We start from the raw sequence: 24,308 nt of genomic DNA, 5'->3' as shown, positions 1-24,308 counted from the left end.
CAGGCGCCTGACCGCAGCCACCGGTACCGGCCCTTCCCCGTTCCGCCGGACCCGACCGCTCTGCGCGCCCCCCTCCTAGCGCCGCGACGCCTTCTGCGCCCCGCCCGCCGCCGCACACCCCTGCGCCCCGACAGACCCCTGTGTCCCTGTCGTGGCAGTCCCGTTGCGGCGCGGCCCCGGATCGCCGCCCGACGCCTTTTCCCCTCCCCCGGTCACCTCCGCGATGCGGACCGGGGCCGTAGCAGAGAGACAGCCATGTCCACACGCCTCACCCCCGCACGCCCCAGACCGGCCGCCCGCCGCACCCCCCGCCCCGCCGGCCGGCTGCGCGCCACGGCTCTCGGCACCGTCCTCGCCGCCCTGCTCGTGCCCTCCCTCGGCGCCTGCGCCGGCGGGTCGTCCGCCGCGTCCGGCGGGACCGCCACCCTGAAGTGGGCCTCCTCCTACTTCCCCGCCCACTGGGACCCGGTGGTCTCGGGCAGCGGCGCCCAGTTCCGTGAACTCTCCCTGGTCTATGCCTCGTTGACCCGCACGGACGAGAAGGGCAACGCCGTCCCCGACCTCGCCAAGAGCTGGGACTACAACAGCAGGGGCGACGAGATCACCTTCCACCTGCGCCCCGGGCTGAAGTTCAGCGACGGCACACCGGTCGACGCGACGGCCGTGAAGGATGCCGTCGAGCGGGCCAAGAAGCAGAAGAACTCCGCCCTGTTCGGCGACCTGACCTCCATCGGGTCCGTCGACGCCGAGGGGCTGGACGCAGTCGTCCACCTCACCCAGGTCGACTACCAGATCCCGCAACTGCTGGGCGAGCGCGTGCTGCAGATCGCCAGCCCGAAGGCCGCCGCGGCCCCGACGAAGCTGGACCAGAACCCGGTCGGCGCGGGCCCGTTCGTCGTCACCCAGCTGGTGCCCGGCACGAAGGTGGTCCTCAGGAAGAACCCGGACTACTGGGACGCGAAGAACATCCACATCGACCACGTCGAACTGACCTCCGCGCCCGACGCGTCGACCGTCGTCTCCGGACTGCAGACCGGCGTCTACAACTTCGCGGACATCGCGCCCAGTCAGGCGGACGCCGCGAAGAAGGCCGGCCTCGACGTCTTCGTACAGCCCGGGTTCAACGCCTCCAACATCAGCCTGAACATCAACAAGGCGCCGTTCGACAACGACAAGGTCGTCGACGCGGTCCGCTACGCCGTCAACCGCCAGGAGTTCGTGGACAAGCTGACCTTCGGCTACGGCGAGGCCACCGACCAGCCCTTCCCCAAGGGATACGTCGCCTACGACCCGAAGTCCGCGGACGCCTACCCCTACGACCCGGCGAAGGCGAAGAAGCTGCTGGCCGAGGCGGGTTACAAGTCGGGGGACATCAAGCTGAACCTGGTCATCCCGGCGGAGGACCCGCAGGCCGAGATCGTGCAGTCGCAGCTGGCGAAGGTCGGCATCACCGTCGCCATCAAGATCGACAAGAACTGGGCCACCCCGTTCTTCGCCAAGGACCTGACACTCTCCGTGTACGGCACCACCGGCCGGGACTCCGCGCTCCAGACGCTGACCGCGCACTTCGGCCCGAACGGCCCGCTGAACCTCAGCTCGCCGTACGAGCCCGCCGGGTTCGAGGCCGCCGTCGCCAAGGTGCGCCAGACCCCGCTGGACGCGGCCGACTACACGCAGGTGCTCCAGGCGGCGACCAGGGCCGGCCTGAAGAGCAAGGCGCTGGTCTTCACCTACTCCTCGCCGAACCTCTTCGCCAAGAGCAGGTCGATCTCCGGCCTGCCGAAGAACCCGGCCCACATCGACTGGACCGGAGTGACCGTCTCCGGCTCCAACTGACCGCCGTCCACCGCAGAGAGACACCGAGTAGAGAGGGGGCAGCACCATGACGACGACCGACGCGCCGGCCGCACCGGCCGTGCCGAGCGCACCCGCCGTACCGGTACCGCGTCACCGGGGTGCCACGGTCAGGATCCGGCGCGCGTCGGCCAGGATCCTGGCCACCCTCGCCCGGTCCGTCGCGATCTTCGTGCCCGTCTTCCTGGTCGCGACGTTCGTGACCTTCGCGCTGCGGTCGCTGAGCGGGCTCAGCCCGGCGCGCATCCAGCTGGGCGAGGACGCGACTCCCGAGGCGATCGCCCGGATCGAGGCCCAGTGGGGACTGGACCGGCCCTTCCTGGTGCAGTACTGGGACTGGCTCACCGGCGTCCTGCACGGACAGCTCGGCACCAGCTGGGTCAACGGGGCCGACATCTCCACCCTGATCGGCCTCGGGCTCGGCGTCAGCCTGTCCGTGGCGGTCTTCGCCCTCGTCATCGGCGTGGTCGCGGGCTTCGCCCTGGGCACCGTGGCCGCGCTGCGCCGGACCACCTGGGTCGACCGCGTGATCACCGGGTTCGTGACGGTGATCTCGGTGATGCCCGCGTTCGTCGTGGGCATCGTGCTGGTCGCGGTCTTCGCGGTCGGACTGCACCTGTTCCCGTCGGCCGGATACATCCCGGCCGCCGAGGGCTTCGGCCCCTGGCTCGCCCACATCACCCTGCCCGCCGTCGCGTTGAGCTTCGACGTGGTCGCCGACGTCGCCCGCCAGCTGCGCACCAGCCTGGTCGCCGCGTACGGCGAGAACTACGTGACCGGGGCAGTCGTCCGCGGGCTGAGTCCCCGTCGGATCTTCTTCGGGCATGTGCTGCGCAACGGCCTCGGACCGGCGCTGGCCACTCTCGGGCTGAAGTTCCCCGCGCTGGTCGGTGCCTCCGTGGTCACCGAGTGGATCTTCGGTCTGCAGGGCTTCGGCCGGTTCGCCAACGACTCCGCACAGGCCGGTGACGTGCCCGCCGTGCAGGGCGTCCTGGTGGTGTCGATCGTCCTGGTCGTCACCTTCAACCTGATCGTCAACCTGGTGCTGGCCCGGGTGACCCCGGCCGCCCGGCGGGGGGTGTGAGCATGGTCCGCCGCGTCCTCTCCCTGACCACCGGCAGGATCGCCGTCGCCGTCCTCGTCGCCGTCGCCCTGCTGGCCCTGCTGGGCCCGCTGCTCGCCCCGCAGAACCCGCTGGGCACCAGCGACGACACGCTCGCCGCCGTCTCCGGGTCGCACTGGCTGGGCACCGACTACCTGGGCCGGGACGTGCTCAGCCGGCTCCTGGCGGGCTCCCGGATCAGCGTGCTCGGCTCCCTCGAAGTCGCCGTCACCGCACTGGTCGTGGGTGTCGTCCCCGGCATCCTGTCCGTGCAGCTCGGCCGGGTCTTCGAGTGGGTCACCCTGCGCCTGGCGGACACGCTGGTGGCGCTGCCGTTCCTACTGTTCGCCGTCGCCGTGGTCGCGCTGCTCGGCAACGGCATCACCCAGGCGATGCTCGTCACCGGGGTCCTGGTGTCGCCGCTGTTCTACCGGGTGGCCCGGGCCGCGACCCTCTCGGTGACCCGCTCCCAGTACGTGGAGGCGGCGGTGATCTCCGGCGCGTCCACCGGCTGGATCGTGCGCCGGCACGTGTGGGCCAAGGTGCTGCCGCCGATCGCGGTCGCCCTGGCCCAGACGGTCGGCGTCGGCTTCGTCATCGTCTCCAGTCTGACGTTCCTCGGCATCGGCGTGCAGCCGCCCGCACCCACCTGGGGCGGGCTCCTCGCCTCCGACCTCGGCTACCTGAGCCAGCGCCCGTGGGCCCCGCTCACGCCCGCCCTGCTCATCACGGTCACCGTCTGGGCCTGCAACCTGCTCGCCGACGCGGTCCGGGACGTCTCCGGGGAGGCCGGGCGCGCCCTCGTCAACGACCGGAAGGCACGGGCCAACCGGGCCGGCGACCGCAGGACCGGAGGCCACAGGACCGGCCGCGGCGACGGGACCGGGGGCGACGGGACCGACGACCGCAAGGCCCGTGCCGACCGGCCCGGCCCGGCCGGCCCCGTCACCTCAGGAGGTGCGTGATGACGACCCTGTCCGGCCTGTCCGGCCTGTCCGGCGACCTCGTCCCGGCCGCGACCCGTACCGCCGAGACGCCGGCCGCGCCCGTGCTCTCGCTGCGCGGGGTGCGGATCACCGACCACGCGGGCGACCGCGAGCTCGTGCACGGGGTGAGCTTCGACCTCGCCCCGGGCCGGACCGTCGGCATCGTCGGCGAGTCCGGCAGCGGCAAGACCCTCACCTGCCGGGCCGCGCTCGGCATCCTGCCCCCGCACTTCGAGGTCACCGAGGGCACGATCGAGATCGCCGGCACCGACATCGCGACCCTGACCGCGCGCCGGTGGACCGAGTTGCGGGGCGCCACCGTCAGCGCGGTGTTCCAGGACCCGGCGTCCTACCTCAACCCGTCCCTCCGGGTCGGCACGCAGATCGCCGAGGTGGTCAGGGTCAAGCTCGGCCTGAAGCGCCGCGCGGCCCGGCAGCGGGCGCTGGAACTGCTCCGGGCCGTCCGGCTGCGCGACCCCGAGCTGGTCCACGACCAGTACCCGCACGAGCTGTCCGGCGGGATGCTCCAGCGGGTCCTGATCGCCACCGCGGTCGCCGCCGACCCGCTGGTCCTCATCGCCGACGAGGCCACCACCGCCCTCGACGTCACCGTCCAGGCGGAGATCCTCGACCTCCTCGCCGATCTGCGCGAACGCACCGGGCTCGCCCTGGTACTGGTCTCCCACGACCTCGCCCTGGTCGCCCAGTGGTGCGACGAGGTGCTGGTCATGCGCCGCGGCGAGGTGGTCGAACAGGGGCCCACCCGCAGGGTTCTGCACGAGCCCCGGCACGAGTACACCCGGCTGCTCATCGCCGAGCACGAACAGTACGGCCTGGAGAAGTTCCTCGCCGCGGAGGAGGAGACGTGAGCGGCACCGCCGACACCGGAACCGCGAACCCGCCGCTCGCCGGGGTCGACCCCGTGAGCACCCCGCTCGCCGACGCCGGCCCCGTGAGCCCGGTCCTCGCCGTCACCGGGCTGGACGTCGACTACGGACCGCGCCGCAGGCGCCGCCGCGCCCTGCACGGTGTGTCGCTGACCGTCGCCCCCGGCGAGACCGTCGGCCTCATCGGGGAGACCGGCTCCGGCAAGTCCACCCTCGCCCGCGCCGTTCTCGGCCTGGTCCGCCCCGCGGGCGGCTCGGTCACCGTCGCGGGCGAGGAGGTCACCGGGTACGGCCGCAGGCAGTGGCGCGAGCTGCGGCGCCGGGGTGTCGTGCAGTACGTCTTCCAGGACCCGCTGCGCAGCCTCGACCCCGACCTCAGCGTCGCGGACTCGCTCACCGAGCCGCTGCTCGTCCGCGGTGTCCCGCGCCCGGAGGCCGTCGAGCGGGCCCGTGCCCTGCTGGACCGGGTACGGCTGGCGGCCGAACTCCTGGACCGGCTGCCCGGGGAGCTCTCCGGCGGCCAGCGGCAGCGCGTCGCGGTGGCCCGGGCGCTGATCACCGAACCGCGGCTGATCATCCTGGACGAGCCGGTCAGCGCCCTGGACTCGGCGAACCGGGTCCAGGTCCTGGAGATCCTCAAGGAGCTCCGGGACACGGGCGTGGCCCAGGTCTTCATCTCCCACGACCTCGGCTCCGTGGCCGGCGTCGCCGACCGCATCGCGGTGCTGTACCGGGGCGAGCTGGTGGAGACCGGTACCGCCGGTGACGTCATCGCCCGCCCCCGGCACCCCTACACCCGGCTGCTCGTCGGCTCGGCGCCCACGCTCCGTGGTCCGGCCGGCGCCGGCCGCGCCGAACGCGAGGCGCTGCGCGCCCTGTTGCACGCCTGACGCGACCCACCGGCTTCCCGAACACCACCGGCTTCCGAGTACCACCGAGAGGACCCACCATGTCCCGCAAGATCCACCTCGCGCTGCACCCCTACGGCGTCGGCGGCCCCGGCCAGCACGGCCTGTGGAAGGACCCCCGGGTCGCCAAGAACGCCAGCATCGACATCGACTACTACATCCGGCTGGCCCAGGCCGCCGAACACGCCCTGTTCGACGCCCTGTTCATCGTGGACAGCCAGTTCATCAACGCCACCTACCCGGCGCACTACCTCAACCGCCTGGAGCCGCTGACCCTGTTGTCGGCGGTGGCGACCCACACCCGGCACATCGGGCTTGTGGGCACGGCCAGTTCGACGTACAACTCGCCCTTCAACCTGGCCCGCCGGTTCGCCTCGCTGGACCACATCAGCGGCGGGCGGGCCGGCTGGAACGTCGTCACCAGCTTCGACACCGGCACCTCGAAGAACTACGGCCTCGACGAGCACCTCGACTACACCACCCGCTACGGCCGGGCCCTGGAGTTCGTCGAGGTGGCGCGCGGCCTGTGGGACTCCTACGAGGACGACGCCTTCCCGGCCGACGTCGCGCGGGACCTGTTCCTCGACCCGGCCAGGCTGCACGAACTCAACCACGCGGGCGAGCACTTCAAGGTGGCCGGCCCCCTCAACCTGTCCCGCTCGCCCCAGGGCCAGCCGGTGATCTTCCAGGCCGGGGTGTCCGAGGAGGGCCGGGACCTGGCCGCCCGGGTCGCCGAGGGCATCTACGCGCCGGGCGGCTCGCTGGAGCAGGCCCAGGACTACTACGCCGACATCAAGCGCCGTACCGCCGCCTACGGGCGGGACCCCGAGCACATCAAGATCTTCATCCACGGCGGGCCGGTCGTCGCCGCCACCGACGAGGCGGCGCTGCGCCGGGAGCGGGAGATCTTCGAGGAGGACAACGACCTGGTGCGCAACCTGGCGCTGCTGGGCCGGTCGTTCGGTGCCTACGACTTCGGCGCGCATGATCTGGACGCTCCGTTCCCGGACATCGCCCACCTCGCCGAGAAGGGCGGCCGTACCAGCGCGGCCCGGATCATCGAGCGGGCCCGAACGGAGAAGCTGACGCTCCGCCAGGTCGCGGAGTCGGCCAACGAGTTCCGCCGCTCGCCGTTCGTCGGGGCGCCGGAGACCGTCGCGGACGCGATCGAGCGGTGGTTCGCCGCCGGCACCTTCGACGGCATCAACCTCGCCTTCCGCACCGAGGACGAACTCGGGCTCTTCGTTGACGGCGTGGTCCCGCTGCTGCAGAAGCGCGGCCTGTTCCGCACCGAGTACGCCGCCGACACCCTGCGCGGCAACCTCGGCCTGCCGGTGCCCGTCAACCGGCACACCCGCGAGCGCGCGCTCGCGACCGACTGAGCGCACCCACCGACCAGAGACCGGCAACGGCCGACCGCAGGAGTGAGGACATGACCACGACCGAGTACACCGACCACCACGGGCCCGAAGGCCTGCTCGTCCGCGGCACCGTCGTGGTGGTGCCGGGCCGGGGAGAGAGCCGGGCGACCTACGAGCGGTTCGGCAGACGCCTCGCGGCCGACGCCTACCGGGTCCGGGTGGTCGATCCCCCGGCCCTCGACGCCGCCGACCTCCCCGGCGCCCTGGACCGCTTCGGCACGGCCCTCGCCACGGCCGCCGAGGGCACCGCGCCCGACGGTTCCGACAGTGGTGCCGTACGACCGCTCGTGCTGGCCGGGGCGGACACCGGGGCCCTCTCGATCGCAGCGCTGCTGGCCCGGCCTGCGTCCGGCGGAGCACCTCGGCCGGACGCCGTCGTCCTCGCGGGCCTCCCCGGACGCACCGCCGCCCCCACCGGAACCGGCACCTGGGAGGACGAGCTCGACGTGCGCACCTCCTGCCCGACCCACCGCGCCAGGCTCACCGGCGACACCGGGTTCAGCCGGGGAGCGCTCGCCGACGCGGTGCCCGAGCCGCTGCTCACGGCCGCGTACGACGGCGAACTCGCCGTACCCGCCCTGCTGCTGGCCGGTGACACCGACCCGCTCGCGGACCGGGACGCGCTGGACCGCACGGCCAAGTCCTGGCCCCGCGCCCGCCTCGCGGTCGTCCGGGGCGCTCACCACGACGTCCTCAACGACCTCCAGCACCGCTCGGTGGCGGCCGAGACCGTCACGTTCCTGGAGACCCTGCGCAACGACCTCGTCCCGGTGGTCACGGTGGAGTCGAGCGCGTGGTGAGCGCCCCGGCCGCCTCCGACTCCTGACCGACTCCCCCGTTCCGACTCTGGAAGGCTCACCATGGCCCTTGTCCTGTCCGTCTCCGGAAGCCCGTCCGCCACCTCGCGCACCGCGCGTCTGCTGCGTCACCTGGACCGCCGGCTGGCCGCGCAGGGGCACGAGGTGATCGCCCTCGACGTGCGGACCCTGCCCGCGGAAGCCCTGCTCGGCGCGGACTTCGCGCATCCGGCCGTCGTCGAGGCCACCGCGCTGTTCGAGCGGGCCGAGGGCGTGGTGATCGGCACGCCGATCTACAAGGCGGCCTACTCGGGCCTGCTGAAGTCCCTGCTCGACCTGCTCCCGCAGTACGCGCTGGCCGGGAAGACCGTGCTGCCGCTGGCGACCGGCGGGAGCACGGCGCACGTCCTGGCCATCGACTACGCCCTGCGCCCGGTGCTCAGTTCCATGGGCGCCACGCACATCGTGCCCGGCTGGTTCACGCTCGACAAGGACCTCACGACGGACTCCGACGGCCGGCTGACCGTGGCCCCGGCCTCGGCCGAGGCGCTGGCGGAGGTCACGGACCGCTTCTCGACGGCGCTGCGCGGCCGGACGACCCAGCTGGCGGCCGCGGGCTGAGCCCCGGCCCGGCCGTGACCGGACCAAGGGACGCGTCCCGGGGCCCGGACCACGCAGCAGCGCGGGGCACGGATCCGCGGGTCACGGTCTGCGGCGATCGTGCACCACCTGGTCCCTGGCCACGCCCCCCTCGCGCGGTACGGCTCAGGCCTGATCACGGCTCCTCGATCCACCTGTGACCGACTCAAGTGAAACCGTCTCGAATGCGCCTATGGCTGTAATGTGACTTTGTGACCGCCCACGCACCTCACGAAGCCGTCCCCTCGGCCGCTTCCCGCGCAACGGACCGCCCCGGGGACGCCTCGTCCTTCGCTCTCGCCCTGTTGTTGCGGCGGGCGCATTGGCGGGTGGCCGGGGTGATGACGGAGGCGTTGCGTCCGCTGGGTATCGAGTTGCGGCATTTCGCGGTGTTGTTGGTCCTGGTCGACCGGGGGCCCACGGTGCAGCGGGACCTGGGTCCGGCGACGGGGTCGGACAAGGCGGGTGTCATGAGGGTCGTGGACGATCTGGAGCGGATGGGGCTGGCCGTCCGCAAGGCGGTTCCGGGGGACCGGCGGGTACGGGCGGTGGAGATCACGCCGCGGGGTGTCGAGTTGTTCGACGCGGCGCATGTCGCGGCGGAGCCGCTGGCCGAACGCCTGGTGGCCGGCCTGGAACCGGGCGAACGCGAGCAGCTGACGGGACTCCTGACCCGGTTCGCCCACCCCACGGAACACGACAGGACATGAACACGCCCGGCCCGCCTCCGCACGCCACCCCGCTCATCCGAGATAGTATTGACCGATACTATTTCGAGTGAGACGATCGTGGAGGTGCCGAGCAGAAAGGGGTGCAGGCGATCATGAATGTCTACGAGGCCGTCGCGAGTCGGCGAGCCGTGCGGGGATTCACCGACCAGCAGGTGCCGCGGGAGGTGCTGGAGCGCGTGCTGTCCGCCGCGGCCTGGGCACCATCCGCATCGAACCTCCAGCCGTGGCACGTCTACGTACTGACCGGCCGACCGCTGGCCGAGCTCAAAAAGCGTGCCGGCGAACGCATAGCCGCAAGCGACCCCTGGGACGAGCCGGAGTACGAGCAGTACCCCGCGGCCCTCAAGAGCCCCTACCAGGAACGCCGATCCGCCTTCGGCGAGCAGCGCTACGGCGCACTCGGCATTCCGCGCGAGGACCTGGAGGCGCGGCAGAGGGCCGCTGCCGCGAACTGGGACTGTTTCGGGGCACCCGCCGCCCTGTTCTGCTACGTCGACCGCTGCATGGGCCGGCCCCAGTGGTCGGACCTGGGCATGTATCTGCAGTCCGTGATGCTGCTGCTCCGCACCGAAGGGCTGCACAGCTGCACGCAGATGGCCTGGGCGAAGTATCACAAGACCGTCGCGGAGGTCCTGTCGCCGCCGGACGAACTCCTTCTCTTCTGCGGCATGTCGATCGGGCACGAGGACGTCACGGCAAGCCAACCCCGTATCGGCCGGGCGCCGCTTGAAGAGACGGTCACGTTCGTCGGCGGCTGCTGACCGGTCGGCGCCCGCGATCAGAGCGAGCCGTCGCCCTGCTGTGACGGGCCCCCGTGCGAGCCGGAGTCCGGGATGGCCGGGGGCTGGTTCCAGGACCGCAGCTTGTCGGGATTGAGGACAACCCACACCTGCGCGACACGGTGTTCGGCGATGTCGAGACTGACGACGGCGGCGACCTGGCGGTCGTAACGGGCGATGAGGCCGGTACGCCCGTTGACCGAGTGGGTGGTCAGGGTGGTGCGAGGTTGGCGGCCCAGGAGTGTCAGCAGGCTGTGGGCGACCCGACGGCTGCCGTGTACCGGCCTGCCCAGTGCGCGGACCTTGCCGCCGCCGTCGAAGAACGCCGTGACGTCGGGACACAGCAGCGACTCGAGCAGTCCGGCATCCTCGGCCACGCAGGCCTGGCGGACGGTGCGGGCGAGGAGATCCTGTTCATCGGGAGGGGTGGAGCGCGAGCGCTGCCGCCGAAGACTGCGGCGGGCGCGGTCGGCGAGCTCGACGCACTCGGACTCCGGGCGTCCCACGATGTCGGCCACGGTGTCGGAGGCCATCCCGAAGACGTCGTTGAGCACGAACGCCGCCCGCTCGGCCGGCGACAGCGAGTCCAGCGCGTCCAGCAGAACGCGGCTGACCTCCGCCGCCAGGCCCGCCTGGGCGTCCTCGGCGTCTCCCGTCCTCGCGAGGTCCTCCGCCGACCGGTCCCACCGGCCGGTCCCGCCACGACGGGGGCGGGCGAGCAGGTCCAGACTGATCCCGCCCGCGGTCTTCGCGAGCCAGTGCCGGGGAGCCGTGATCCGGCCGCGCTCCCGGTCGGACAGCCCGTACCAACGGCGGTAGGTCTCGCCGACCACGTTCTCCGCCTCGCGGGAGTCGCCCAGCATCCAGTAGGTCACTTCCAGCAGGTGCCGCCGCTCATCGAGCAACTCCGCGACCGGCACCGCGTCGGCATCGTCCATTTGGCCTTCTCCCCCTCACAAGGCACAGCGCAGCACAGACATTTTCGTTCCTCGGCTCAATCCTCTGACCGGGCATGCACGCGACGTGTGACACCGGCTGTCTCCCGCGGCCACGCATCTCGGGAATGCATCGGGCCGGAGCCCATCTCGTCACACAGGCCGAGGACAACCGGCCTTCCCTCACGCCGGTATGACGCGAACGCCGAAAGGGAACCCGTCCGGGCCGGGCGTGTTCATGTCCTGTCGTGTTCCGTGGGGTGGGCGAACCGGGTCAGGAGTCCCGTCAGCTGCTCGCGTTCGCCCGGTTCCAGGCCGGCCACCAGGCGTTCGGCCAGCGGCTCCGCCGCGACATGCGCCGCGTCGAACAACTCGACACCCCGCGGCGTGATCTCCACCGCCCGTACCCGCCGGTCCCCCGGAACCGCCCTGCGGACGGCCAGCCCCATCCGCTCCAGATCGTCCACGACCCTCATGACACCCGCCTTGTCCGACCCCGTCGCCGGACCCAGGTCCCGCTGCACCGTGGGCCCCCGGTCGACCAGGACCAACAACACCGCGAAATGCCGCAACTCGATACCCAGCGGACGCAACGCCTCCGTCATCACCCCGGCCACCCGCCAATGCGCCCGCCGCAACAACAGGCCGAGGGCGAAAGGCGAGACGTCCCCGGGACGGTCGGTCGCACGGGAGGCGGCCGAGGGACGAGGGGTGTCGGCTGTCACAGCTTCACGCTATCAGCTGTCCACTCACCCAATACCGTAGCGTTTGACACAAAAGGTGCGCACGCGGCGCAGCGGGTACACCGCTCGATCCGGACCTGCGTTCCGCACTACGGCGTCGAGGGATGCCTTCCTGACGGCCTTTCCGCCACAGCACGGGCCTACGGGCGCGGTGACGAGATGACGACCGCGACCCAGGTCACACCAGGCTGCGGTGTCACACCTCGGTGGGCTGCCCGGTCAGTAGTGCGTACCAGCATTTCTGCAAGGAGGACCCATGGACGCGCGTCTCAACTACTACGGCAATCCCCTCGCGGGCAAGGTGCTCAAGCACCTCGTCTCGGCCAGCAAGGCGCTGTCGGACTCGACGCTGCCGGCCGCCATCCAGCATCTGGTGGAGATCCGCGCCAGCCAGATCAACGGCTGTGGCTTCTGCACCGACATGCACACCAAGGAGGCCACCCACCACGGGGAGACCTCGGTGCGGCTCAATCTGATCGCCGCCTGGCGGGAGGCGACGGTCTTCACCGAGGCCGAGCGCGCCGCGCTGGAGCTGGCCGAGCAGGGCACCCGCGTCGCGGACGCGGCCGGTGGCGTCTCCGGCGAGGCCTGGGCGAACGCCGCGAAGCACTTCGACGAGGACCAACTCGCCGCGCTGACCAGCCTGATCGCCATCATCAACGCCTACAACCGCATCAACCTCATCACCCAGCAGCCGGCCGGCAGCTACACGGTCGGCATGTTCGGCTGAGCCGGAAGCCGGGGCCGGGGGCCGAGATGCAACCGGGCGGGGACACCCCTCGCCCCGTCATCGATGTCTTCGGCGCGGAGAACGACGTTCGGGCTCCGGCCGCCTGCGGTCAAGCAGGTGGTCGGCCGAGCCGGTGGCGGGCGAGCACCGGCCCGCTGTGCGTGACGCGGGCGGCTCGCGGCGTGTCACGGAGGCGGGCCGCGCTGTGTCTTCGCTGTAAGTCAAGTCGTTGTGAGCCTGGAACGCCGACGGAAGCCCGTCCGTTCCGGGCCGGTATACGGAGGTAGCACCATGCACGAGATGCACGAGATGCACGAGATGCACTCAGCGGACGGATTCGGACCGAAGATGCTGGCGGACGTCAAGCCGCCTTTCGTTCCCGAGGGCGCTTCGGGAATGACCGTCCTCGTCGAGTGGGCCCCCGGGGACCCCGGGACACCTCCGCACCGCCACTCGGGGCCGTGTTTCGGCTACGTCATCGAAGGTGCGGTGCGGTGGGAGCTCGAAGGCGAGCCGGAGCACGTGATCAAGGCCGGTGAGACGTTCTGGGAGCCGGGCGGTGAGGTGATCCACTACCAGAACGGCAACGCCTCCTCGGAGGTGCCGGCCAAGTACATCGTGTTCATGATGTGCGCGCCGAACCAGCCGATGCTCACGCTGGTCGACGACGAGGAACTGGAGCAGCGGGCCCACCTGCGCGCCCCGCGCCCCACCGACTGAGCTCCGCCGCCCCGCGCACCGCCATGGACCTCGCCATGGCGGTGCCGTCGCATGAACGGCAGCCCCTGGCGGACGCACGGCGCCCCCGGATGCCCGACCGCGCCTTGGTCAGGAGAGCCAGTCGGCGTAGCGGGTGGGTGCGAGGTGGGCGTTCTTGTCGGTGAGGACGTCACCCTTGACCACGGCGAACATACCGGCGGTGGGGTCGGTGACGACGGTACGGGGGTCGCCCTTGTGGGACAGCGTGATCCGGCCCAGTTCGTCCAGGGGGAAGATCTCGGGGCCGGCGATGTTGCGGATCCCGTTCAGCGGGGCGCCGGCGGCCACCTCCGCCACCGCGTGCGCCACGTCCTTGGAGGCGATGGGCTGAATGGGCGTGGCGGGAAGCCGGACGCTGTCCGCGTCGGCGGTCCAGGACAGCACCGCGTCCAGGAAGTCCATGAACTGCGTGGCTCGCACGATCGAATAGGGGATCGGCCCGTCCGCGAGGATCTTCTCCTGGAGCGTCTTGGCACGGTAGTAGTCCAGCTCGGGCACCTGGTCCGTGCCGACGATCGAGAGGATGACGAAGTGGCCGACGCCGCCCTTCTCGGCCGCCGCCAGGAGGTTGTCCATCGAGGTCCGGAAGAACGCGAGGGAGGCGTCGTCAAAGGTCGGGGAGTTCGTCAAGTTGATGACGACGTCGGCTCCCGTGACCGCCTCGTCCAGTCCCTGACCGCTGATGATGTCGACCCCTGTGGACTGCGAGTGCGGCACCGCCTCGTGCCCGGCGGCGTTCAGGCTCTTGACGACCTGCGACCCGATCAGTCCCGTACCGCCGATGACCGCGAACTTCATGACATGCCCTTCCGTCGATAGCGCGTCCGGAATGCGACATAAACCAATATATGTGGGCATTACGGGTTCGGCTCGGACACATGTCAGGGTGCGCCAAAGCCCCCCGTCAGCCGCGGAGCGGTCCACCCGCACCTGCCTCGACGGCGGCTGTCACAACGACAGGGATCTGTCGGTCAACTGACTGTCCGCATCTGGAAGCCCTCCATACGCGAAGGTGCCCCACCTATGGCATTCGACATCACCGGTCCTTCGGGTACTGCCCATGGCCGCCCGCAGTCCGGCAGCGCACGGCGGCTCGGTACAGACAGGCCGCGGGGTGCGCAAAGGCCGACGAACGTGAGCCCCGCCGCGCCGTTGTCGGCTCAGTGCCCAGCTGTCTCCTGCGACGCCGACGGAGTCATGCCGTGAACGAGCCGACCCGGTTGCCCGATCTGTCCACCGACAAGGACTTCGACGGAGAGGTCTTCGCGCCGATCTACACCACCACCGTGACGGTGAACGGGGGGACGGCGAGTCACGGGCGGGCCTCGGGAAGGGCCCGCTCGGGCGACGGCGTCCTGGATCTCGACCTGCGCATGCCCGTAGAACTGGGCGGAGACGGGCAGGGGACGAATCCCGAGCAGTTGTTCGCCGCCGGTATTGCCGCCTGTTTCCACGGGGCGCTGAGTCTGGTCGCACGGCAGGCCGCACTCGACCCCGTGGCGATCTCCGTGGAAGCGACCGTGGCTTTCGGACGGGACCCGGAGGACGGCGGGTACCTGTTGCACGTCGACCTTGAGGTCAAGTGGCCGGCAATCGACCTTGCCGTCGCCGCCCCGCTCGTGGAGAAGGCCGATTCGCTCTGCCCCTACACGAAGATGGCCCTGCGGGGAACACCGACCAGCATCACGCTGTCCTCGTAGCCGACGACGTCGGCCGCTTGCACGGCCGTACGCCGTTCCGACAGCTCCGACGGCTGTCGTGTGCCTCACGCCTGCACACGACAGCCGTCGGAAGAGAAGGAGAGCGGGCCGCCGGAAGGCCACGTTCACAGCGAATCCGGGGCCACCGACGGAACGCTGGAGCCCGGTTCCAGCGCGCTCCTGCTCTGCTTGATGATCTCCTGGACGTGAAGCTCGATCTCCTGTGGATTCAGGCCGAGCGCCTCGCCTATGTGCGCGGTCCAGATCTCGGCACGAAGATTGGTCTCGAAATCCAGATCGGCTCGGACGTTGTCCCGTGCGGCCTGCCGGTTCGGGCTCACCATGACGAACGTGGACAGGAAGATGGCCTCAAGGCTCACGATCATGGTGAGCAGCCCGAAGGGGTAGGGGTCGAAGACCGCCGCGGCGCCGAACAGCCTGAGGTTGAGGGCGATCCACACCGCGAACCAGACGGCGTGCACGTAGACGAAGCCCATCGTGCCCGCGAAGGCCGTGATCGCGTCCGCGAACCGGTCCTGCGACGTGCGCACCCGGGCGAACACCAGCCGCTCGTGGCGAGCCCGGAGGCCGATACGGTCAGTGCCGCCGGAAGCGGAGCGCGGCCGGGAGGCCTGCCCTTCGGATCGAACGGTCATTCGTACCTACACCCTCTTTCCCTCGCCGCGGACGCCATCGCCGCCGGCCGCCCGTGGCCCCGGCACGACCAGGTGGGGACGCCCGGAACGCCCTCATGTCCGGAGGACACCTGGGAGTACGACCGGAGGTATGACCGTGGAGCCCACGAGATCGTGACGGCCGACGCCCGATCCGGGCGCTGTCACAGGATCCGGGGCGGCCCGGTCCTAGTGGGTGACAATCCCACGGCGATCGGAGTAGCTCGTGACTATCACCGAACAACATGTTTCCGCCACGGTGCTGGTGATCGGAACCGGAGGTGCCGGGCTGCGCGCAGCGATCGAGCTGGCCGAGGCCGGTATCGACGTCCTCGCGGTCGGCAAGCGCCCCAAGGAGGACGCGCACACGGCGCTTGCCGCCGGAGGAATCAACGCCGCCCTCGGCACCATGGATCCCGAGGACAGCTGGCAGCAGCACGCGGCCGACACGCTCAAGGAGAGCTACCTGCTCGCCGATCCCCGCACCGTGGAGATCGTCACCCAGGGCGCCGCTCGGGGCATCGGCGACCTGGAGCGCTACGGCATGGCCTTCGCCCGCGAGGAGGACGGCCGGATCTCCCAGCGCTTCTTCGGCGCCCATACTTTCCGGCGGACCGCGTTCGCCGGCGACTACACCGGTCTGGAGATCCAGCGCACGCTCATCCGGCGCGCGGAACAGCTGAACATCCCGGTGCTCGACGGTGTCTACATCACCCGGCTGCTGGTCCACGACGGCGCCGTCTTCGGCGCCTACGGCTTCGATCTCACGCACGGAACGCGGTACCTGATCCACGCCGACGCCGTCATCCTCGCCGCCGGCGGTCACACCCGCATCTGGCGGCGGACGTCCTCCCGGCGCGACGAGAACACGGGCGACTCGTTCCGTCTGGCCGTGGAGGCCGGAGCCCGGCTGCGCGACCCCGAGCTGGTGCAGTTCCATCCTTCCGGGATCATCGAGCCCGAGAACGCGGCCGGCACGCTCGTCAGCGAGGCCGCGCGCGGTGAGGGCGGCATCCTGCGCAACGCACTCGGCGAGCGGTTCATGAACCGCTACGACCCCGCGCGCATGGAGCTGTCGACCCGCGACCGCGTGGCCCTGGCCTCCTACACGGAGATCAAGGAAGGGCGGGGTACGCCCAAGGGGGGCGTGTGGCTCGACGTCTCCCACCTGCCGCGGCAGACGATCATGACGCGTCTCCCCCGCGTCTACCAGACCCTGCTCGACCTGCAGATGCTGGACATCACGCGCGATCCGATCGAGATCGCGCCCACCGCGCACTATTCGATGGGCGGGGTGTGGGTACGCCCCGAGGACCACAGCACCGACGTGCACGGCCTGTACGCCATCGGGGAGGCGTCGAGCGGTCTGCACGGCGCCAACCGCCTCGGCGGGAACAGCCTCATCGAGCTGCTGGTCTTCGGCCGTATCACGGGCCGGGCGGCCGCGGCCTACGCGCAGTCCCTGACCGCCCAGCCGCGGTCGGCGTCGGCTGTCGCGCAGGCCCGCGCGGAGATCGACGATCTGCTGGTGGCCGACGGACCGGAGAACGTCCGCGCCCTGCAGCGCGCCATCCGCAACACCATGACCGAGCACGCCGGAGTCGTACGCGACGAAGAGGGCCTGCGCGCCGGGCTCGCGGAGCTCGCGGCGATCGAGAAGCGCATGGAGGACGTCGGCGTGCACCCGGACATCGCCGGTTTCCAGGACCTCGCGCACGCCTTTGATCTCAAGTCCGCGGCCCTGGCGGCCCGAGCCACCCTCGAAGCGGCACTTGAGCGCCGCGAGACCCGTGGCTGCCACAACCGCAGCGACTACCCCCACCTGGACCCCGCTCAGCAGGTCAACCTCGTGTGGTCGCCGACGACGGGTATCACCCGCGAGAGCATTCCTGCCATCCCCGACGAGATTTCCTCTGTGATGGCAGAGGTCTCGACCGATGGAAAGCTCGCCGAATAACGCCGGGACCGGGTCCGGGCATTTCCTCAATCCAGGCCCGGGACGCGTCAAAGGGAAGAGGCTCCGCCCTCGACGACACCGTCGAGGGCGGCCGCCCCATGTTCCGGAGACCGCTCAGCGCTCGCCGGCCGGTCCCGGCCACAACGCGCGCACCGCGTCAGGCACCTCGGCCACCACTGCCGGATCGAGCAGAGCCACTTGCAGGATGTAGCCGGGGAGGACGGAGAGCATCGTCGAAGCGATCCCCTCGGCCGTCGCGCTCGTCGGCAGACCGCCCCGCTCCTGGTGGTCGCGGACCAGAGTGACGAGATTGGCACGCATGCCGCCCATGAGGTGGTCGAGCCTGCGCGCCAGCGAACGGTTGCGCATGGCCTCTCCCCAGACCAGAACCGCGAGGCCGGCCACGTCCTCCTCGGCGGACTTGACCCGGATCACGTCGAGCAGTTCCGCCATGACCTCCCCCATGGACCGGCCCTGCCGGTTCGCGGCGACGGCGACCGTGATGTCCAGGACCTCGCGCATGTTCTCCTCGGCGATCGCGAGGATCATCTCGTCCTTGCCGGCGAAGTGCCCGTACACCGCGCCCGCGGACAGCCCCGACTCCGCGAACAGGGCCTGCATGGACGTGGAGTGGAACCCGTCACGGAGGAAGCAGCGGCGCGCCGCGTCCAGGATCTGCTTGCGGCGGGCGTCCATGTGCTGCTGGGAGACCTTGGGCATGAGACCAGACTACCAAAGAAAACGAACATTCGTCTTGACTCTCACCGACCCGAAGACCCAGACTGGACCCTCACGAAAAACGATCATTCCTTTTCATGAGAGGGCGGGCCGTGAGGAACCCCTTGTCAGGACGCCGGGCATGGCGGGAAGTAGCCATTGCCGCCGTAGCGCTGCCCATAGCGATCACTCTGGCGGTGATGACGTTCGCCTGGCCGGCGGGGCGGATCTCGCCGCGCGACGTCCCGGTCGGGATCGTGGGCACGGGGCCGGCCAGTCAGCACGCGGTGGAGAGCCTGACCCAACAGAAGCCCGGCGCCTTCGACTTCCGCCTCTATCCCAACCAGCAGGCGGCGCGGTCGGCGATCAGGAACCGGGACGTCTACGGTGCCTTCGCCATCTCCGGCCACGGCGTCACCGTACTGAAGGCCACCGCCGCGAGCCCCTCCGTGGCCCAGCTTCTGACCGATGTCGGACAGCAGTTGGCGGACAAGGCAACCCAGCAGGCGACCGCCCGGCAGGCGACCGCCCAGCAGAAGGCTGCCGAGCAGAAGGCCGGCAGTGCGCATTCCGCCGCGAAGGCCCACAAGCAGGCCGCCGCCGACCATGGAACGGGCGACGCCGCTCCCCCGGTGAAGATCCTCGCCAAGTCGGTCGACGTGGTGCCCGTCGCCACGGACGACCCCCGGGGCGTGGTGTTCAGCTCATCGGTCTTCCCGCTCACGATCTGCGGCATCCTGATCGGGGCGTTCGTCACGATGGCCCGTGGCCTGGCACGCCCGCGGCACCGGGTACTGACACTTCTCGTCTCATGCGCCGTCGCGGCCCTCGGCGTCTACGTCGTGGCCCAGGGTTTCCTCGGGGCGCTGCCCCACAACCATGTGGCCACGTGGGCGATCCTGACCCTCGATCTGGTCTCCGTCAGCGCCACCGCCGCCGGCGTGATCCGGCTCCTCGGACCGGCAGGCCTCGGGCTCAGCGCCGCACTCATGGTCTTCGTGGGAAACGCCTTCTCCGGCGCCACCTCCGCTCCGGAGATGCTCCCCAAGGGCATGGACTACGTCGGCCAATGGCTGCCCCCGGGCGCCGGAGCCAGCCTGCTGCGCGACATCACGTACTTCGACGGCAACGCCGACGCCGGCCACCTTGCCGTCCTGGCCCTGTGGACCGTCTGCGGGCTCACGGCGGTCATGTGCGGCCACTGGGTCATCCGGGAGAACCGTGGCACGAAGAACGGTGCAACGGCTTCCGGCGAGTTGCTCCCGGCACTGCCCGGGTCCGGCCCTGCCCTGGCGGTTCCGCGGCACGCGCACGCGCACGCACGTCGCCATGACGGGGAGGACTGACGCCGAGCGCTGCACGTACGCGATCACACCCTGGATGCCGGGAATTTCGGTCCGATACCAAGGCCGGGGAGCCGCCGACGCGCGTCGGCGGCTCCCCGAGCCCACGGCCAACCGCAAAGGCCGACAGCCCCGTTCGCGGGGACGCACCACCACCCTGGGAAGCGGCCCGGCCGGCACACGCGCCGACTCCCGCCACAACTACCGCTACGACCACGACCACGACCACCGAATACAGCGCGAGTCCTCGCACCGCGATGGCTCGCGCCGTACCGGAACGGACACGCACCATGCCTGCCCCACAAGACCCTCCCCCGGCAGACCGAACCGAGCATTCGCAGTCCGCCGATGCCACTCCGGCCATCACCCGGGCCTTCTCCCTGCTCAGCAACGGCTGGAACGGCGCGATCCTCATGGCTTTGGCCAAAGGTCCGGCCGACTCCGTGCAGATTCGCGAGCGCGTCCCCGGCCTCACCAGCCGCACGCTCGCCCGGCGGCTCCGGGAACTGACCGCGATCGATCTGGTCACTCAGGACGCGCGGCCCGGACTGTCATCGCGAACCCGTTACGCGCTCTCTCCGCACGGCAACGCCCTCCTCATCCCCTTGGCGGTTCTCTTCCTCTGGGCGGAAGACCACCTTCCCGCGAGCAGCTCACCGGCAGCCGATCGACCAGCCACGACCGGCACCTGACAACTTCCCGTCCAGCCGCGACCGCCGTGCCAGACATGACCCGACAGGAGGATAGTTCGCGGCGATTTGCGCATATTATTACATTTTGCAGTCTTACGACTGGCAGGGGTGGCATATAGAGCAGCCGAGGAGCTTGGTGATCTTGGACGTCTACGAGGCGGTGACGAGCCGACGAGCCGTACGTGGATTCATCGACCGGCCCGTCCCGAGGGAGGTACTGGAGCGGGTGCTCGCCGCCGCGGCCTGGGCGCCCTCCGGGTCGAACCTCCAGCCCTGGCACATCTACGTGCTGACCGGCCGGCCGCTGGACGAGCTCAAGGAGCTCGCCGGCCGGCGCGTGACCGCGTGCGATCCCTGGGACGAGCGGGAATACGAGATGTACCCGCAGACACTGAGGTCCCCCTACCGCGAGCGCCGATCCGCCTTCGGTGCGGAGCGCTACAGCTCACTGGGCATCGAGCGTGAGGACTGGGAGGCGCGCCAGAGGGCCGCTTCCGCGAACTGGCAGTGTTTCGGCGCACCGGCGGCGCTGTTCTGCTACATCGACCGAGGTCTGGGGCGGCCCCAGTGGTCCGACCTGGGCATGTACCTGCAGACCGTGATGCTGCTGCTCCGTGCCGAGGGCCTGCACAGCTGCCCGCAGATGGCGTGGTCGGTCTATCGCAAGACCGTCGCGGAGGTCCTGTCGCCCCCCGCCGAACTCATCCTCTTCTGCGGCATGTCGATCGGATTCGAAGACACCGAAGTGCCCTCCACCCGAACCGGCCGAGCACCGCTCGAACAGACGGTCACCTTCGTCGACGAGTGAGGTGACGACGCCGAGCACCGCCTCGGGTCCATGGGTGTCACATCCGCGGGTCCTGTCCGGTCATTCGGGTGGAAGCAGTCATGAGCCTGCTTGCCCGGGGAGTGCGGATCAGGTGGCCCGCCGACTCGGTTCTGCCCACGACAGGCGACTGACCTGCCGTATCCCTTCCCTGTCCGGCCGCAAGACGGGCTCATGGCATCGAGAGCGTCCCTTTCGGGCCGGGTGAGGAATGGTTGCCGGGGCATGGATGATCAGAGCCAGAGGGAAGAAGCGGCCGAAGGGGGCGGTGGGGAGCGCATCGCCCGCTGGGCGGACGGGCGCCTGGGCCCGTACGGCCTGCTGCGGGCCAAAGCACGCAAGGCCTTCCCCGACCACTGGTCCTTCCTGTTGGGGGAGATCTGTCTCTACAGTTTCCTCGTCATCGTCGTGACCGGGGTGTATCTGAGCCTGTACTTCCATCCGTCGATGAAAGAGGTCCAGTACAACGGCAGTTACCTGCCGTTGCGGGGGCAGCCGGTGTCGGAGGCGTTCAACTCGACCATGCGCCTCTCCTTCGACGTCCGGGGCGGCCTGTTGATCCGGCAGGCGCACCACTGGGCGGCCCTGGTGTTCGTCGGGGCCACGCTGGTCCACATGCTGCGCGTGTTCTTCACGGGCGCCTTCCGCAAACCCCGTGGATTCCAGTGGCTGTTCGGCTTCCTCTTGCTGGTCCTCGGAATGTTCGGAGGGCTGACCGGATACGACCTTCCGGACGACCTGCTGTCCGGCACCGGGCTGGCCGTCGTGAACGGGACGATTCTTTCCATACCGGTCGTCGGAACCTACCTTTCGATGTTTCTCTTCGGAGGCGAGTTCCCGGGCGGTGAACTGGTGGCCCGCTTCAACGCGATCCATGTCCTGGTCATCCCGGCCATCATGGTGGGACTGCTCGTGGCCCATCTGATCCTGCTGCTCCGTCACAGGCACACGCAGTATCCGGGCCCGGGCCGGAGCAACAGGAACCTGGTGGGCCTGCCGCTCAAGGTGCGGGCCGTGAAGTCCGCGGGTGTCTTCTTCCTGGTCGCCGGTGTCATCTTCGCGATCGCGGCCCTCGCGCAGATCAATCCCATCTGGCTGTACGGCCCCTACCGCGTCGACCAGGTCTCGGCCGGATCGCAGCCCGACTGGTACATGGGCGTGGCGGACGGACTGCTGCGCGTCATGCCCGGCTGGGAGATCGCCCTCTGGGGCCACACCCTGGCCCTGGACAACCTGATCCCCCTGGTGGCGGGCGTCGGCTTCTTCCTGGCCATGGGCGTGTACCCGTTCGTCGAGTCCTGGGTGACCGGGGACGATCGTGAGCGGCACCTTCTGGACAGACCGCGCAACCGACCCGTGCGAACGGCGCTCGGTGTCGCGTGGATCGGCTTCTACGTGGTGTCGCTCGTCGGCGCCGGGAACGACATCATCGCCACCCGGTTCCATGTCTCGGTCGAATCGGTGACGTGGGCGGTCCGTATCGGTCTCTTCGTCGTACCCGTCACGGCCTATGCCGTGACGAAGAGGTGGGCCCTCGGACTGCAGCGCGGAGACCGCGACAAGGTGCTGCACGGCCGCGAGACGGGCGTCATCAAGCGCCTGCCGCAGGGCGAGTTCGTCGAGGTGCACGAGCCTCTCGGTCAGGGGGAGCTCCACCTCCTCACCCAGCATGAGCAGTACACGCCGATCGCACCCGACGACGGCGACACGGGCGACCGGAGCGCCGGCGCCCGCCTTGCCCGGCGCCTGAGGGTCCGGGTCAGCCGCGCCCTCTACGGCGAAGGCTCGCAGATCCCCAAGCCGACCTTGCGGGAGTACCGGGAGATCACCGACGAGCACCGTGTGTGACAGCACGGCCCGGCCGCCGGCAGACGGTGTGGGAGAGAGGTGTCGACGGCACCGGCCCGGGCCTGCGGACCGAAGACGGGTCTGCTGTCCAACAGCATGGGCCTCGGGCCCTGGAACATGTATCGGGCTTCGACACCGACACGGCCTTCGACGCGGCACTCGTCTCGGCATGTCTGTCCGGAGATGTTCCGGTCGCGAGGTATACCCGGCTCAGGACGCCGCACCGCTCGCCATGGCCGAACGGGCTCACTCGCGCACCCCGCGCCCCACCGGCTGACCACCCGTCCGCTCACACAGTGCCGTTCCGGCACGGATCCTGACCGCTCCGTGGGAGGGTGCGACTCGGCATGAGTGCCACTGACGTCGTCCACTGCATGCTGACCGCCCTGTTCGCGGCGGCCGCTGTCCGAGCTCTCCGGCGGAGCGTCCTGGTCCGGGCCGGTGGCTGCCGCAGCCGCGTCGACCATCTGCTGCACGCCGTCATGGCGCTGACCATGGCGGTGATGCCGTGGAGCCGGGGCGGCGCCCTGCCCGCGCTGCCGCAGTCGGTCTTCTTCGCCGCCGCCGCACTGTGGTTCCCGCTGACCGCCGTCAGGGACGGCCAGGAGGGACAGCTGTCGGCAACCGTGAGGAGACTGCCCTACGCGGTGGGCATGGCGGCGATGACCTGGATGTCGTACCGCGCGGCGGGGCACTCGCACGAGACCATGGCCGACGGCGTTCCGACGGCACACCAGGCCATGCATGTCAGCCACTCCATGGGTGAGTCGAAGGCCGGCAGCGTCGTCACCGGAGTGTTGGCGCTGTACCTGCTCACCTGTGCTCTGCACTCGCTGACCCGCGACATGCCCGCGCTGCGCGCAACCACCGGCACGGTGGCCGAACCGGCCGGCCTCCGCAGTGTGTGCGACCGCTTCTGGGACGGAGCGACGGCCATGGGAACGCTGGTCATGCTTCTGATGCCCCATTGACGGAAACGACGACCTTCACTTCCCCTGCGTTGTCGGACGACCTGCTGGGCGCCGACTTCCACCTCTACGAGGTGCGTGCAGGACCTGCTGGTGAAGAGCCTGGGCGACATCACCGCCTCCTGGGGCATGCCGGTGCAGCTCGCCCGGCTGCGGGACCGCGGCATCTTCGGCGGCAACGGCACCGTCCTCGACCACGACATCGCACGGTTCTTCGCCGACGCCGGGTGCGACTTCCACGACGACGCAGGCGCCCCGGCCGCCGCGTACCGCCACCGGAGCCTCGCGGACGGCCGCGATCTCACGGTCCCG

Annotated in this window: 24 protein-coding genes and 1 pseudogene; 20 read left to right on the top strand and 5 right to left on the bottom strand. The window is 70.3% G+C overall.

Annotation, left to right across the window (positions count from 1 at the left end; translation table 11 throughout):
• Positions 1-255 precede the first annotated feature (255 nt).
• The 10 genes from ACGF5O_RS32575 (at position 256) to ACGF5O_RS32530 (ending at position 10,086) form a co-directional block, all read left to right on the top strand.
• The gene (locus tag ACGF5O_RS32575; RefSeq protein ID WP_393813469.1) at positions 256-1,836 is read left to right on the top strand and encodes an ABC transporter substrate-binding protein; all 1,581 of its coding nucleotides are present in this window, start codon (positions 256-258) and stop codon (positions 1,834-1,836) included.
• Positions 1,837-1,882: 46 nt separating this feature from the next.
• The gene (locus ACGF5O_RS32570; protein WP_393813468.1) at positions 1,883-2,938 is read left to right on the top strand and encodes an ABC transporter permease; all 1,056 of its coding nucleotides are present in this window, start codon (positions 1,883-1,885) and stop codon (positions 2,936-2,938) included.
• Positions 2,939-2,940: 2 nt separating this feature from the next.
• Positions 2,941-3,921, top strand: a complete 981-nt coding sequence (locus tag ACGF5O_RS32565) for an ABC transporter permease (RefSeq protein WP_393813467.1) — start codon at positions 2,941-2,943, stop codon at positions 3,919-3,921.
• Positions 3,921-4,811 carry an ABC transporter ATP-binding protein gene (locus tag ACGF5O_RS32560; protein WP_393813466.1) on the top strand — a complete coding sequence of 297 codons (891 nt, stop codon included), beginning with the start codon at positions 3,921-3,923 and terminating at the stop codon, positions 4,809-4,811. The genes ACGF5O_RS32565 and ACGF5O_RS32560 overlap by 1 nt, the downstream gene beginning before the upstream one ends.
• 53 nt (positions 4,812-4,864) lie before the next feature.
• Positions 4,865-5,719, top strand: coding sequence for an ABC transporter ATP-binding protein (locus ACGF5O_RS32555; protein WP_393813502.1), 855 nt, complete (start codon positions 4,865-4,867; stop codon positions 5,717-5,719).
• Positions 5,720-5,778: 59 nt separating this feature from the next.
• Positions 5,779-7,119: an LLM class flavin-dependent oxidoreductase gene (locus ACGF5O_RS32550; RefSeq protein WP_393813465.1), complete on the top strand. Its 1,341-nt coding sequence runs from the start codon at positions 5,779-5,781 to the stop codon at positions 7,117-7,119.
• A 50-nt stretch (positions 7,120-7,169) separates the two neighbouring features.
• Complete coding sequence (locus tag ACGF5O_RS32545; RefSeq protein ID WP_393813464.1) at positions 7,170-7,958, top strand: alpha/beta hydrolase; 789 nt, start codon at positions 7,170-7,172, stop codon at positions 7,956-7,958.
• A 60-nt stretch (positions 7,959-8,018) separates the two neighbouring features.
• The gene (ssuE, locus tag ACGF5O_RS32540) at positions 8,019-8,576 is read left to right on the top strand and encodes an NADPH-dependent FMN reductase (protein ID WP_393813463.1); all 558 of its coding nucleotides are present in this window, start codon (positions 8,019-8,021) and stop codon (positions 8,574-8,576) included.
• 359 nt (positions 8,577-8,935) lie between these two features.
• Entirely contained in the window at positions 8,936-9,304 is a 369-nt protein-coding gene (locus tag ACGF5O_RS32535; protein WP_393813462.1) for a MarR family winged helix-turn-helix transcriptional regulator, read from the top strand.
• A 113-nt stretch (positions 9,305-9,417) separates the two neighbouring features.
• A complete protein-coding gene (locus ACGF5O_RS32530) occupies positions 9,418-10,086 on the top strand; it encodes a nitroreductase (protein ID WP_393813461.1) in 669 nt (222 codons plus the stop codon).
• A gap of 17 nt (positions 10,087-10,103) precedes the next feature.
• Here ACGF5O_RS32530 and ACGF5O_RS32525 read toward each other — a convergent pair whose 3' ends face one another.
• Together ACGF5O_RS32525 and ACGF5O_RS32520 are read right to left on the bottom strand one after the other, a co-directional pair.
• On the bottom strand, positions 10,104-11,042 hold the full coding sequence (locus tag ACGF5O_RS32525) for a sigma factor-like helix-turn-helix DNA-binding protein (protein ID WP_393813460.1): 939 nt from the start codon (positions 11,040-11,042) through the stop codon (positions 10,104-10,106).
• A 233-nt stretch (positions 11,043-11,275) separates the two neighbouring features.
• Entirely contained in the window at positions 11,276-11,764 is a 489-nt protein-coding gene (locus ACGF5O_RS32520; RefSeq protein ID WP_393813459.1) for a MarR family winged helix-turn-helix transcriptional regulator, read from the bottom strand.
• A gap of 274 nt (positions 11,765-12,038) precedes the next feature.
• Between ACGF5O_RS32520 and ACGF5O_RS32515 the strand changes: the two genes are divergently transcribed.
• Together ACGF5O_RS32515 and ACGF5O_RS32510 are read left to right on the top strand one after the other, a co-directional pair.
• Entirely contained in the window at positions 12,039-12,512 is a 474-nt protein-coding gene (locus tag ACGF5O_RS32515; protein ID WP_393813458.1) for a carboxymuconolactone decarboxylase family protein, read from the top strand.
• Between the two features lie 291 nt (positions 12,513-12,803).
• Positions 12,804-13,232, top strand: coding sequence for a cupin domain-containing protein (locus ACGF5O_RS32510; RefSeq protein WP_393813457.1), 429 nt, complete (start codon positions 12,804-12,806; stop codon positions 13,230-13,232).
• 108 nt (positions 13,233-13,340) lie between these two features.
• Here the strand turns inward: ACGF5O_RS32510 and ACGF5O_RS32505 are convergent, their stop codons facing one another.
• A complete protein-coding gene (locus ACGF5O_RS32505) occupies positions 13,341-14,069 on the bottom strand; it encodes an SDR family oxidoreductase (protein ID WP_393813456.1) in 729 nt (242 codons plus the stop codon).
• 404 nt (positions 14,070-14,473) lie between these two features.
• Here ACGF5O_RS32505 and ACGF5O_RS32500 point away from each other — a divergent pair, with 404 nt between their 5' ends.
• Positions 14,474-14,971: an Ohr family peroxiredoxin gene (locus ACGF5O_RS32500; protein ID WP_393813455.1), complete on the top strand. Its 498-nt coding sequence runs from the start codon at positions 14,474-14,476 to the stop codon at positions 14,969-14,971.
• 125 nt (positions 14,972-15,096) lie between these two features.
• Here the strand turns inward: ACGF5O_RS32500 and ACGF5O_RS32495 are convergent, their stop codons facing one another.
• Positions 15,097-15,627 (bottom strand): DUF1003 domain-containing protein, encoded by a 531-nt coding sequence (locus tag ACGF5O_RS32495; RefSeq protein ID WP_393813454.1) that lies wholly within the window; start codon positions 15,625-15,627, stop codon positions 15,097-15,099.
• Between the two features lie 244 nt (positions 15,628-15,871).
• Here ACGF5O_RS32495 and ACGF5O_RS32490 point away from each other — a divergent pair, with 244 nt between their 5' ends.
• A complete protein-coding gene (locus tag ACGF5O_RS32490; protein ID WP_393813453.1) occupies positions 15,872-17,602 on the top strand; it encodes an L-aspartate oxidase in 1,731 nt (576 codons plus the stop codon).
• A 114-nt stretch (positions 17,603-17,716) separates the two neighbouring features.
• Here the strand turns inward: ACGF5O_RS32490 and ACGF5O_RS32485 are convergent, their stop codons facing one another.
• The gene (locus ACGF5O_RS32485; protein WP_393813452.1) at positions 17,717-18,322 is read right to left on the bottom strand and encodes a TetR/AcrR family transcriptional regulator; all 606 of its coding nucleotides are present in this window, start codon (positions 18,320-18,322) and stop codon (positions 17,717-17,719) included.
• Between the two features lie 95 nt (positions 18,323-18,417).
• On the opposite strand from ACGF5O_RS32485, the gene ACGF5O_RS32480 reads away from it, so the two are divergent.
• The 6 genes and pseudogenes from ACGF5O_RS32480 to ACGF5O_RS32455 all read left to right on the top strand — a co-directional run.
• Positions 18,418-19,665, top strand: coding sequence for an ABC transporter permease (locus ACGF5O_RS32480; protein ID WP_393813451.1), 1,248 nt, complete (start codon positions 18,418-18,420; stop codon positions 19,663-19,665).
• Between the two features lie 287 nt (positions 19,666-19,952).
• The gene (locus ACGF5O_RS32475) at positions 19,953-20,354 is read left to right on the top strand and encodes a winged helix-turn-helix transcriptional regulator (protein ID WP_393813450.1); all 402 of its coding nucleotides are present in this window, start codon (positions 19,953-19,955) and stop codon (positions 20,352-20,354) included.
• 142 nt (positions 20,355-20,496) lie between these two features.
• Positions 20,497-21,162 (top strand): nitroreductase, encoded by a 666-nt coding sequence (locus ACGF5O_RS32470; protein WP_393813501.1) that lies wholly within the window; start codon positions 20,497-20,499, stop codon positions 21,160-21,162.
• 243 nt (positions 21,163-21,405) lie between these two features.
• The gene (locus ACGF5O_RS32465) at positions 21,406-23,028 is read left to right on the top strand and encodes a cytochrome bc complex cytochrome b subunit (protein ID WP_393813449.1); all 1,623 of its coding nucleotides are present in this window, start codon (positions 21,406-21,408) and stop codon (positions 23,026-23,028) included.
• A 347-nt stretch (positions 23,029-23,375) separates the two neighbouring features.
• Positions 23,376-23,999 (top strand): DUF5134 domain-containing protein, encoded by a 624-nt coding sequence (locus tag ACGF5O_RS32460; protein ID WP_393813448.1) that lies wholly within the window; start codon positions 23,376-23,378, stop codon positions 23,997-23,999.
• Between the two features lie 75 nt (positions 24,000-24,074).
• Positions 24,075-24,221 (top strand): annotated as a pseudogene (locus ACGF5O_RS32455) (acyl-CoA dehydrogenase); the annotation flags it as partial.
• Positions 24,222-24,308: the final 87 nt, after the last annotated feature.

The organism is Streptomyces sp. NPDC048291, from assembly GCF_043201715.1.
Taxonomy (GTDB): Bacteria; Actinomycetota; Actinomycetes; order Streptomycetales; family Streptomycetaceae; genus Streptomyces.
This window is presented reverse-complemented; position numbering and strand designations above follow the sequence as displayed.

Excerpts from the sequence above, each read along its gene's own strand:
- ACGF5O_RS32460 (WP_393813448.1), top strand. The coding sequence starts at position 23,376 with ATGAGTGCCACTGACGTCGTCCACTGCATGCTGACCGCCCTGTTCGCG.
- ACGF5O_RS32560 (WP_393813466.1), top strand. The coding sequence starts at position 3,921 with ATGACGACCCTGTCCGGCCTGTCCGGCCTGTCCGGCGACCTCGTCCCG.
- ACGF5O_RS32485 (WP_393813452.1), bottom strand. The coding sequence starts at position 18,322 with ATGCCCAAGGTCTCCCAGCAGCACATGGACGCCCGCCGCAAGCAGATC.
- ACGF5O_RS32575 (WP_393813469.1), top strand. The coding sequence starts at position 256 with ATGTCCACACGCCTCACCCCCGCACGCCCCAGACCGGCCGCCCGCCGC.
- ACGF5O_RS32465 (WP_393813449.1), top strand. The coding sequence starts at position 21,406 with ATGGATGATCAGAGCCAGAGGGAAGAAGCGGCCGAAGGGGGCGGTGGG.
- ACGF5O_RS32530 (WP_393813461.1), top strand. The coding sequence starts at position 9,418 with ATGAATGTCTACGAGGCCGTCGCGAGTCGGCGAGCCGTGCGGGGATTC.
- ACGF5O_RS32510 (WP_393813457.1), top strand. The coding sequence starts at position 12,804 with ATGCACGAGATGCACGAGATGCACGAGATGCACTCAGCGGACGGATTC.
- ACGF5O_RS32545 (WP_393813464.1), top strand. The coding sequence starts at position 7,170 with ATGACCACGACCGAGTACACCGACCACCACGGGCCCGAAGGCCTGCTC.
- ACGF5O_RS32480 (WP_393813451.1), top strand. The coding sequence starts at position 18,418 with ATGAGAGGGCGGGCCGTGAGGAACCCCTTGTCAGGACGCCGGGCATGG.
- ACGF5O_RS32495 (WP_393813454.1), bottom strand. The coding sequence starts at position 15,627 with ATGACCGTTCGATCCGAAGGGCAGGCCTCCCGGCCGCGCTCCGCTTCC.
- ACGF5O_RS32550 (WP_393813465.1), top strand. The coding sequence starts at position 5,779 with ATGTCCCGCAAGATCCACCTCGCGCTGCACCCCTACGGCGTCGGCGGC.
- ssuE (WP_393813463.1), top strand. The coding sequence starts at position 8,019 with ATGGCCCTTGTCCTGTCCGTCTCCGGAAGCCCGTCCGCCACCTCGCGC.
- ACGF5O_RS32515 (WP_393813458.1), top strand. The coding sequence starts at position 12,039 with ATGGACGCGCGTCTCAACTACTACGGCAATCCCCTCGCGGGCAAGGTG.
- ACGF5O_RS32565 (WP_393813467.1), top strand. The coding sequence starts at position 2,941 with ATGGTCCGCCGCGTCCTCTCCCTGACCACCGGCAGGATCGCCGTCGCC.
- ACGF5O_RS32525 (WP_393813460.1), bottom strand. The coding sequence starts at position 11,042 with ATGGACGATGCCGACGCGGTGCCGGTCGCGGAGTTGCTCGATGAGCGG.
- ACGF5O_RS32535 (WP_393813462.1), top strand. The coding sequence starts at position 8,936 with ATGACGGAGGCGTTGCGTCCGCTGGGTATCGAGTTGCGGCATTTCGCG.
- ACGF5O_RS32570 (WP_393813468.1), top strand. The coding sequence starts at position 1,883 with ATGACGACGACCGACGCGCCGGCCGCACCGGCCGTGCCGAGCGCACCC.
- ACGF5O_RS32505 (WP_393813456.1), bottom strand. The coding sequence starts at position 14,069 with ATGAAGTTCGCGGTCATCGGCGGTACGGGACTGATCGGGTCGCAGGTC.
- ACGF5O_RS32475 (WP_393813450.1), top strand. The coding sequence starts at position 19,953 with ATGCCTGCCCCACAAGACCCTCCCCCGGCAGACCGAACCGAGCATTCG.